This is a genomic window from Virgisporangium ochraceum, from assembly GCF_016863655.1.
In the GTDB taxonomy this organism is placed as follows: domain Bacteria; phylum Actinomycetota; class Actinomycetes; order Mycobacteriales; family Micromonosporaceae; genus Virgisporangium; species Virgisporangium ochraceum.
The window spans coordinates 1-9,380 of the sequence record NZ_BOPH01000107.1; the positions used below are offsets into that span (position 1 = coordinate 1).

A 9,380-nucleotide genomic window follows, 5' to 3' on the forward strand; every position below is an offset into this window, starting at 1 on the left:
GTGCAAGATCGGCGCTCGTGTCGGCGCGGCCGGTCGACCACCTGACAAAGCGCTACTGGCCGCGTGGGTCGAGTGTCGAGACCTCGGCGAGCTGGCGCCACAGGTCCCGCTCGGCGTCGGTGGGCCGGTCCGGCACCACGACCTTCACGTCCGCGAAGAGGTCGCCCGCGCTGCCGCGGGGGTTCGGCATGCCGCGCCCCCGCAGCCGCAGCCGCAGGCCCGACGACGAGCCGGCGGGGACCTTCACCTCGACCCGTCCGCCCGGGGTGTCGAGCGGCACGGTGGCGCCGAGCGCCGCCTCCCACGGGGCCACCCGCAGGTCGATGGCGAGGTCGCGGCCGTCGACGCGGTAGCGGGGGTGCGGGGCGAGCCGGACCCGCAGGTAGAGGTCGCCGGGCGGTCCGCCGCCGAAGCCGGGGACGCCGTGGCCGGCCAGCCGGATGCGCTGCCCCTGGACGACCCCCGCCGGCACCGTCACCGTGATGGTGCGCGGGCCGGTCGGGGTCTGCAGCGTGATGCGGCGGCGCCCACCCGCGTAGGCGTCGTCGACCGGGATCTCGATCTCGGCCTCGACGTCCACGCCGGGCGCGGACGTCGGCGCGCCGAACCCGCCCGGGCTGAAGCCGCCCGGACCGAAGCCGCCGCCACCGAAGCCGCCACCGAAGCCGGAGCCTCCGGAGCCGGAGCCTCCGAAGAGGTCGCCGAGCAGGTCCTCCAGGTTCACGCCGCTGAGGTCCGGGCCGTCGCCGGCGCCCGGTGCCGGTCCGTCGTGATCGTCGGGGACCCGGCGCCACGCCTCGCCGAACCGGTCGTAGCGGGCGCGCTTCGCCGGGTCCGAGAGCACCTCGTACGCCTCGGTGATCTCCTTGAAGCGGTCCTCGGCGTCGGGTTCGTCGCTGACATCGGGATGGAACCGGCGGGCCAGCTTCCGGTAGGCGCGCTGGAGCTCCTCCCGGTCGGCCGACCGGTCGACGCCCAGCACCCGGTAGTAGTCGCTTGTCGTCGTCGCCACGGATGACATGACGCCCGGAGCGCCGCCGGCATTCCCAAAAGTTGAGTGCGAACCACTCAACTCTTGGCGAGCGCCCGGAGCTTCTCCAGCAGCGGCCCGGCCGCCTTGTCGAGGAACTCCTCCTGCAGGGCGTCGCCGACCTGCACCAGCGCCACGTCGGTGAAACCGGCCTCCCAGTACGGCCGGACGCTCTCGGCGAGCTCGTCGAGGTCCGGGCCGCACGCGATCGAGCCGGCGACGTCGTCCTTGCGCACGAACTGGCTGGCCGCGTCGAAGCCGGCCGGCGTGGGCAGGTCGGCGTTGACGGCCCAGCCGCCGCCGAACCAGCGGAACTGCTCGTGCGCCAGGTCGACCGCCTGCTGCCTGTCCGGCGCCCAGCAGATCGGGATCTGACCGATGGCGCGGGCCAACCCGGCCGGGCGGGCCTTCGTCCACCCCTGAACGAGCTCCCCGTCGGGCTCGACCGCGATGAGGTGGTCGCCGAGCGGGGCGAACCGCTCGACCGAGTGCTCGCCGGAGACCGCCAGCCCGATCGGCACGCCGCCCTCCGGTGCGTCCCAGACCCGCGCCGAGTCGACCCGGAAGTACTCGCCCTCCCAGGTCACCAGTTCGCCGGTGTGCAGCTCCCGGATGATCTTCACGGCCTCCTCAAGCATGTCCTGCCGCTGCGCGACCGGCGGCCAGCCCTCGCCGGTGACGTGCTCGTTGAGGTTCTCGCCGCTGCCGAGGCCCAGGATGAACCGACCGTCGGACAGCACCTGCAGCGTCGCCGCCTTCTGCGCGACGACCGCCGGGTGGTAGCGCTGGATCGGGCAGGTGACGTACGTGGCCAGCTCGACCCGCGAGGTCGCGTGCGCCACGGCGCCCAGCACGGTCCACGCGTACGGGGCGTGGCCCTGCTCGGTGAGCCACGGCGAGTAGTGGTCGCTGCAGACCTCGAAGTCGAACCCGAGCTCCTCTGCCCGCACCGCGTACCGCACGAGCTCCTTCGGCCCGCTCTGCTCGGTCATCAACGTGTACCCGAACCCGACCACGACACCATCCCCCTCGTCAGCGAACGACGCCCTCCTGCCCCGGCGCGGTCACCTCAAACCGGTTCGGTCGTTCATCACGCCGGCCCGGCCGAACCTCCACAACCCCGGGGTCCACGGTCGCCCGATCGGTGCGCTCCCGTCACGGCGGCGTTCCGGGCCCCCGGCACCGTGTGACGATCGCCGGGCTTCCCACAGGGCGGAGACGATCGCGTGAGACGGTTCGAGGTGACGGCGACGTTCGGGGTCGCCGGCCTGCTGTGCGGCACGTTCACCGCGCGGTTCCCGGCCCTGGTCGACCGGTTCGACCTGTCCCCCGCCGGGCTCAGCGCCGCGTTGTTCGTGTGGGCGCTCAGCGCCGCGCTCGCGGCGCTCGTCGTCAAGGGCGTGGACAGCGCGGTGACGCTGAGAGCGGCCGCACCGGCGTCGGCGCTGGCCCTGTCCATGGTCGCCGCGGCGCCGGACCGGTGGGCCCTGTTCGCCGCGACCGCGGTGTTCGGCGCCGCGTTCGGTGCCCTCGAGATCGCCGTGAACCGCCAGGGCGCCGGGCTGGAACGGGCCGCCGGCCGGCCGCTGCTGGGTGGCATGCAAGCGGCGTGGGGCACCGGTGCGGTGGCGGGTGGTCTGCTGGCGGCCGGTGCCGGCCACCTCGGCGTCGGGTTCGGCTGGAGCGTCGGCCCGGTGGCGCTGGCCGCGCTGCCGGTCACGGTGGCGCTGTCCCGGCGGCGGCCGGGACCCGTGACGCTGTCCCGGCTGCCGGGACCCGACGGCACCGCCGCGCCCACCGGCCGGTACCACCGGCCCACGCCGGCGGTGTACCTGCTGTGCGCCGCCGCGTTCGCCGCCTTCGTCGTGGAGTGCAGCGTCGCCGACTGGAGCGGGATGCTCCTGCGGCACGACCTCGGCGCCTCCCACGCGGTCGCCGCGCTCGGCTATCCGGTGTTCCAGTGCGGGCTGCTCACCGGCCGGCTGGTCACCGACCGGATCCGTGGCGCGCACGGGTCCCGGCGGGCGCTGGCCGGCTGCGGGCTCGCCACGGCGGCGGCGTTCGCTGTCGTGCCGTCGGTGCCGGGTCCGGCGGCGGCGCTGGTCGTGCTGTACGCCGTCGGCGTGGCGGTCGGGCCGGTGCTGCCGACGGTGTTCTCCCTCGCGGGCGCCCACGGCCGGGACGGCTCCGCCATCGCGCGGGTCGGCGCCGCCGGCTACACCGGGCTGCTGGCCGGGCCCGTCGCGGTCGGCGCCCTCACCGGAACGGGTTCGTCCGGCGGAGGTCTCGGTGGGGGTCTCGGTGGGGGTCTCGGCACGGTCGTCGTGGGGTTCGGGCTCGTGATCGTCGCGGTGGCCACCGTCCTGCCGGTGCCGGTCGCCACACCGCCGGAACCAACCGCCGCCCGGATCCGACCATGACAGGCGATGACACCTTTCCGGCGACGCTCCCTGCTGCTCCCCGGCGCCCTGGCCGCCCTCGGCGCCGCCCTCGTGGTCGCCGCGTCCTGGGGCGGCGCGGTCACCGGCCGGGTGCTGGCCGGCCTGCCTGACGCCGGTCCGCTGACCGCCTGGGGCCTGCCCGCGACCCGGGCGGTCGTGGACCTCGGGGCCGTCCTGACCATCGGCTGGTGCGTCACCGCCGCGTTCCTCCTACCGGGAACGCCCGCGCCGGCCGCGTCGAAGGCCGCCACCGCGGATGGCACGACCGCCGGCACCGCCGCCACCACCGCGGCCGGCGCGCAAGCCGCCAGCGCGGAAGGCGCGCAAGCCGCCACCGGCGGCGGGGAGCTGCTCGGTGCCGCCGGCTACCGGCTGCTGCGGGCCGCCTGCTGGTGGGCCGCCCTCTGGTCGGTGGCGAGCCTGGCCCTCCTCGTCCTCACCCTGTCCGACCTGCTCGGCCGCCCGGTCGCCGACGTCACCCTCACCGGCGTCCGCAGTCTCGCCTTCTCGATCCCGCAGGGCCGGTCGGCGGTGGTGCAGGCCGTTCTCGCGGCCGGCGTCGCGGTCGCGTGCCGGCTCGTGCTGACCCGCACGGGCGCCGGCCTCGTCGCGGTGGTGGCGTGCGTCGCGGCGCTGCCACCGGCGCTGACCGGGCACGCGGCCGGCGCCGGGAACCACCAGCTCGCGGTCACCAGCCTGGCCGTGCACATCCTCGCCGCCGCGGTGTGGGTCGGCGGGCTGGGCGCGTTGTTCGCCCTGCGATCGGACCGGACGCTGGCCGTCGCCGCCCGCGGGTACAGCCGGGTCGCGCTGCTGTGCTGGGCCGCCGTCGCGGTCAGCGGGCTGGCCAACGCGGCCGTGCGCCTCGGCGCCGTCGACCAGCTGTGGCAGTCGCGGTACGGGCTGCTCGTGGTCGTGAAGACGGCGGCGCTCGTCGTGGTCGGGCTGGTCGGCGCGGTGCACCGCGCGCGTACCCTTCCGGCCCTGTCCGGCGGGACCGGCGGAGCGTTCCGGCGGTGGGCCGCCGCCGAGGTGCTGGTGCTCGCCGGGACGATGGGGGTCGCGGTGGCCCTGTCCCGCACCCCGCCCCCGGTTCCGGAGGAGTCGGGGGAGTTCGACCCGGTCACCGACCTGCTCGGGTTCGCTGCCCCCGGTCCCATATCGGCACGCTCCCTGGTGTGGCCGCCGCTGCTCGACGCGTTCTTCCTGACCCTCGTGCTGTTCGGCGCGGCCGCGTACCTCACCGGCGTGTGGCGGATGCGCCGGGCGGGGCACCGCTGGCCGGCGGTCCGCACGGCGAGCTGGCTGGCGGGGCTCGCTGTCCTGGCCGCCGCGACCGTCGGCGGCGGCGCCCGGTACGCCTACGTCCTGTTCAGCGCCCACATGGTGCAGCACCTGGTGCTGGGCATGGTGGTGCCGATCCTCCTCGTGGGCGGCGCGCCGGTGACGCTGGCGCTGCGCACGCTCCGGCCGCCGCCCCACCCGGAGGTGCGCGGCGCCCGGGACTGGCTGCTGCTCGTGCTGCACAGCCGCGTCACGCGGACGCTGACCCACCCGCTGGTGGCGCTGGGCATCTACGTGGTGAGCCTGTACGGCCTGTACCTGACCGACCTGCTCGACACCCTGATGCGCAGCCATCTCGGCCACCTGGCGATGCTGACCCACTTCGTGCTGGCCGGGTTCCTGTTCTTCTGGGTCCTCATCGGGGTCGACCCGGGCCGCCGCGCGATAGCCCCGCCGATCCTCGTGGCGCTGCACTTCGCCGGCATGGCCTTCCACGCGTTCCTCGGCGTCATCCTCCTGCAGACCCGCACCGTGATCGCCGAGCCCTGGTACCGGTCGGTCGACACCGACCCGGCCGTCGACCTCCTCGCCGACCAGCGCCTGGCGGCGGGCATCGCGTGGGCGTTCGGCGAGGCGCCGGCCGTCGTCATCCTCGCGCTGCTGGTGGCCCGCTGGATCCGCGCCGACGAGCGCGAGCAGCGCCGCCTCGACCGGGCGGCCGACCGCGCCGAGGCCACCGGCGAGGAGGACGACCTGGCCCGCTACAACGACTTCCTCCGCCGGGCCAACGCCGCCGCCGGCGACCCGAGTTGACCCGCGGGTCGTCCGCCGCTGCTAGCGTTCCCGTTGGTGGACACGCGATCACGGGGGTGGGTGCGTCCCTACGCCCCGTCCAGGGCGCGCCTCGTCGTCGCGGGGTGGGAACTCGGGGCGCTCGCGTTCCTCCACCGCACCACCGTGGACCTCTTCCACGTCCCCGGCACGCCCCTGCTCCTGGTCGTCGGCGTCGCGTGGGTGGCGCTGTGCTGGCGGCTGGCCGTCATGGGTGTCTACACCGGGCCGCACGGGGTGCTGGTCAGGGGTCTGGTGACGCGGCGCGTGGTCGCGTGGCGCGACCTCGACCGGATCACCGTCGGCGACGCGACGGTCCGGCTCGGACGGGTCAGCGTGCCGGTCGGTCGCACGATCTGGTTCGAGACCCGCGACGGCACGCGCGTCGACTCGACGCTGTACGCCGACGGCATCGACTTCCGGTTCCGGCGCCCGCTGTTCGCGCGGCTGCACGAGGACCTCCGCCGGTGCCACCGGGAGCGGACCGCACCTGCGACCATGCAGGGGTGAAGGTCGCGGTGCTCGTCCTGCTGGCGCTGGTCGCGGGCTGCGGCGCCGGTGGCGACGTGACGGCGACCCCGGCGCGGTCGGCGTCCACCGGCGCGAGCCCGCCGGGGGCGTCCCCGAGCGACGCGAGCCCGCCGGCGTCCACCGGAGCGACGACGCTCATCGCGTTCGCGATGGTGTCCTCGGCCGGCACCGCCGCCGCCGCTGAGGTCCGAAGCCCCGACGACGTCGACCGGTTCGTCGGCGGCCCGCCCGACGTGGTCGCCACGGCGCGGGCCGCGGTCGCGCGGCACGCCGGCAGCCGGATGTTCGCGTTCGTGCTGGCCGGCTGCCAGAACACCGGTGCGACACTGTCGATCCGGGCAGGCCGGGTCACCGCCGCGCTCACCGGCGGCGAGGGCATCGCGTGCCTGGTCGCCGAGTACTTCCTCGCCGTGTTCGCGGTTCCGGCGCACCTGGTGCCACCGGACGCGAAGGTCAGCGCAGCGCCGTGACCCCGCCGATGATGATCTCCACGCCCGTCTCGAAGTAGCTGGTCGACGTGCCCGCGCCCAACGCGAACCCGTTGACGATGTCGGCCGGCGGACCAGGTTGGCCGGTCCTCGGACGTGGCGTGTCGGGGGGCGGAGTTGATCGTGGAAGAAAGTGGCGGCCCTGGCCGACCGGTTCTTCCACGATCATCAACGGCGCCGCTGCCGGTCACGGTTCCGGGAGACAAATGCAGGCCTGAACCGGCATGACTCTCCCACGATGCGCCGGAACCGGGCGCCGCCCGCGCGGTCCGTACCCGGGACTTCGGAGCGCGCGGTCGGTGCGTCTAGAACAGCCAGGGGTCGGGGCTGCCGGTGCGCGGCGGGTCGGCCAGCACCGGTGGCGGCGGACGGCGGCGGCGCACCAGGTCGGCGGCCCACCCGCGGACGCGGCCGGCCGGGCCGGCCAGGCCGGCGCCGAGCCGGGTCAGCTCGCGGGAGCGCGGACCGAGGGGGACGTCGCGCGGCAGCGCCGACGCGTTGACCAGCCAGCGCGGCAGGTCGAGCAGGTCCAGCACCTTCACCAGGCGCTCGGACTCGATCACGCTCTCGGCGTCGAGTTCCTCGGCGAGCAGGTCGGCCAGCTCGTCGGCGACGTCCGGGCGGCCGCAGGCCGCGGCGAGCCCGGCGGCCACGTCAGTGCCGACCGGGTCGGCGAGAACGCCCTCGTCGCGGTCGGTGCCCCACGAGGGGTCGCTGACGTAGCGGCCCTGCTCCTCGCCGTCGGTCCACAGGGCCAGCACCAGCTGCCGGTCGTCGACGACCTGCACGGCCAGCACCGGGAACCGGTCACCCAGCCACTCCCCGACGCCGACGACCCCGCGGCGCCCGGCCGCGACGGTGCCGGCACCCGCGGCCGCGACGGCGACCAGCCACCCGCGCTCGTCGGGCGGCGCGACCCACCCCGAGAACCGGACCGCGCGCAGGGCCTCCAGCACCTCGGACGGCCCACCGCGGACGAGCACGGCCCCGTACGTGTACCCGGACGGACCGGTCTCCTCCCAGCCCGTCCCGACGACCGGATACACCATCCATCCATGCTGCCCGCTCGACGCGGGGTTCGACCAGGGCGGTCAGGCGGCGTCGAGGGCCGCCAGCTCGTCGGCGGTCAGCGTGAGGTCGGCGGCGCCGGCCGAGTCGACGATCGTCTCGGGGCGGCTCGCGCCCGGGATCGGGACGACCGTCGGTCCCTTCGCCAGCAGCCACGCCAGGCAGACCCGCTGCGGGCTGACCCCGCGCTCCCCCGCGACCCGGGCGAACTCACCGAACCGGCCGCCGAGCTCGCCGGCCCGCGCAATGCCGCCGAGCGGCGAGTACGGCAGGAACGCGACGCCGAGTTCGGTGCACAGGTCGAGCTCCGGCTCCGAGCTGCGGAACGCGGGCGAGAGCTGGTTCTGCACCGAGGCGAGCCGTCCGCCGAGGATCTCGTGCGCCTGCCGGATCTGGTCCGGGTTCGCGTTCGAGATGCCGGCGAGGCGGATCTTGCCGGCGTCGAGCAGGTCGCGGATCGCGCCGATCGAGTCGGCGTACGGTACGGCCGGGTCGGGACGGTGGTGCTGGTACAGGCCGATCGCCTCGACGCCGAGCCGCTTGAGGGAGGCGTCGCAGGCCTCCTTCAGGTACTCGGGACGGCCGTCGATGGTCCACGAGCCGTCACCCGGGCGGAGGTGGCCGCCCTTCGTGGCGATCAGCACCTCCGAGGTGTCGCCGCCGTAGCTCGCCACCGCCCGCGCGATCAGCGTCTCGTTGTGGCCGACGTCGTTGGCGGTCAGGTGGTAGGCGTCGGCGGTGTCGATGAGCGTGACCCCGGCGTCGAGCGCGGCGTGGATGGTGCGGACCGAGCGCTGCTCGTCGGGCCGGCCCTCGATCGACATCGGCATCCCGCCGAGCCCGATCTCACCGACCGCCACACCACCGATGGAACGTGTCCTCATGGGAAGCAACCCTGACAAACCCGGGGCCACTCCGCCACCGGTGTGCGTCCGTCGCTGTCCGCCGGTGTCCATTTCACGGCGGACGGACGGCGTGCGCGTGCGACGGTTCCCCGACTGGCGACCCGTCTCGCTCATCCCGACCCGAGGGAGATCCCCATGCACCCGTCGTACCCGTCACCGGTCAGCCCGGCGTCCGGCCCGCACCAGCCCACGGGGCAGGCGCCCTACGGTCAGTACGGGCCGGCGGCACCCCCGCCGACCTGGCAGCCCGACGCCTACCCGGCCACCGGGGCACAGGCCTGGCAGCCCGACCCCGCACAGGCCTGGCCGGTGTCGGCACAACCCGCGTCGGCACCACCCCTGCCACCCGGGCCGCCGCCGCGCCGGGTGTCCACGGCGGTGGTCGTCCTGTCCGGGCTCCTCGTGGTCGCGGTGCTGGCGCTCGGCACGTCGATCGCGGTCGGCGTCCGTCGTCACGACACGGTGACCGCGGAGCGCGACCGTCTGCAGACGACGGTCGACGCGCAGACCGCCGCCGAGGCCGCCCGCCGCAAGCAGTTCGCCGACGCCGACCTGCCGGCCAAGTACCGGGCGGTGCGCGAGGCCGACCAGCGGCTGGAGGTGACGTTCTCCGCCTGGATCGCCACCACGATCGGCACCGACGCGGAGCGGGTCGCGCGGGCCGCGTGGCGGTCGGCCCGCGACACGTGCCTGCGGGCGGTCACCACGTTCCAGACCGCGGCGCAGCCGTTCCCGCGCGAGTGGTTCACCCAGTCGGGCACGCCGAGCGTCGTCGACCTGAGCCAGCCCGACACCGACTGCT

Annotated in this window: 9 protein-coding genes and 1 pseudogene; 5 read left to right on the top strand and 5 right to left on the bottom strand. The window is 75.3% G+C overall.

The genetic code is table 11. The features are described from left to right. Positions 1-52 precede the first annotated feature (52 nt). On the bottom strand, positions 53-1,012 hold the full coding sequence (locus Voc01_RS54290; RefSeq protein ID WP_275423803.1) for a DnaJ C-terminal domain-containing protein: 960 nt from the start codon (positions 1,010-1,012) through the stop codon (positions 53-55). 56 nt (positions 1,013-1,068) lie between these two features. Next, positions 1,069-2,046 carry an LLM class F420-dependent oxidoreductase gene (locus Voc01_RS39255; RefSeq protein ID WP_203932774.1) on the bottom strand — a complete coding sequence of 326 codons (978 nt, stop codon included), beginning with the start codon at positions 2,044-2,046 and terminating at the stop codon, positions 1,069-1,071. 210 nt (positions 2,047-2,256) lie between these two features. Between Voc01_RS39255 and Voc01_RS39260 the strand changes: the two genes are divergently transcribed. Genes Voc01_RS39260 through Voc01_RS39275 form a run of 4 tightly spaced genes read left to right on the top strand, consistent with a single transcriptional unit; the run spans position 2,257 to position 6,587 of the window. Beyond that, entirely contained in the window at positions 2,257-3,450 is a 1,194-nt protein-coding gene (locus Voc01_RS39260) for an MFS transporter (RefSeq protein WP_203932775.1), read from the top strand. A 6-nt stretch (positions 3,451-3,456) separates the two neighbouring features. Continuing rightward, the gene (locus tag Voc01_RS39265; protein ID WP_203932776.1) at positions 3,457-5,568 is read left to right on the top strand and encodes a bifunctional copper resistance protein CopD/cytochrome c oxidase assembly protein; all 2,112 of its coding nucleotides are present in this window, start codon (positions 3,457-3,459) and stop codon (positions 5,566-5,568) included. Positions 5,569-5,604: 36 nt separating this feature from the next. Then, a complete protein-coding gene (locus Voc01_RS39270) occupies positions 5,605-6,096 on the top strand; it encodes a hypothetical protein (protein ID WP_203932777.1) in 492 nt (163 codons plus the stop codon). Next, a complete protein-coding gene (locus Voc01_RS39275) occupies positions 6,093-6,587 on the top strand; it encodes a hypothetical protein (RefSeq protein WP_203932778.1) in 495 nt (164 codons plus the stop codon). Before Voc01_RS39270 ends, Voc01_RS39275 begins: the two co-directional genes overlap by 4 nt. Here Voc01_RS39275 and Voc01_RS39280 read toward each other — a convergent pair. The 3 genes from Voc01_RS39280 to Voc01_RS39290 all read right to left on the bottom strand — a co-directional run bounded on the left by Voc01_RS39280 (position 6,571) and on the right by Voc01_RS39290 (position 8,557). Next, positions 6,571-6,768, bottom strand: a complete 198-nt coding sequence (locus Voc01_RS39280) for a hypothetical protein (RefSeq protein ID WP_203932779.1) — start codon at positions 6,766-6,768, stop codon at positions 6,571-6,573. The two genes, Voc01_RS39275 and Voc01_RS39280, sit on opposite strands and share 17 nt — an antisense overlap. Before the next feature lie 142 nt (positions 6,769-6,910). Then, positions 6,911-7,654: a hypothetical protein gene (locus Voc01_RS39285; protein WP_203932780.1), complete on the bottom strand. Its 744-nt coding sequence runs from the start codon at positions 7,652-7,654 to the stop codon at positions 6,911-6,913. Between the two features lie 42 nt (positions 7,655-7,696). Further along, positions 7,697-8,557, bottom strand: a complete 861-nt coding sequence (locus Voc01_RS39290) for an aldo/keto reductase (protein ID WP_203932781.1) — start codon at positions 8,555-8,557, stop codon at positions 7,697-7,699. A gap of 156 nt (positions 8,558-8,713) precedes the next feature. Here Voc01_RS39290 and Voc01_RS39295 point away from each other — a divergent pair. After that, positions 8,714-9,380: pseudogene (locus tag Voc01_RS39295) on the top strand (hypothetical protein); the annotation flags it as partial.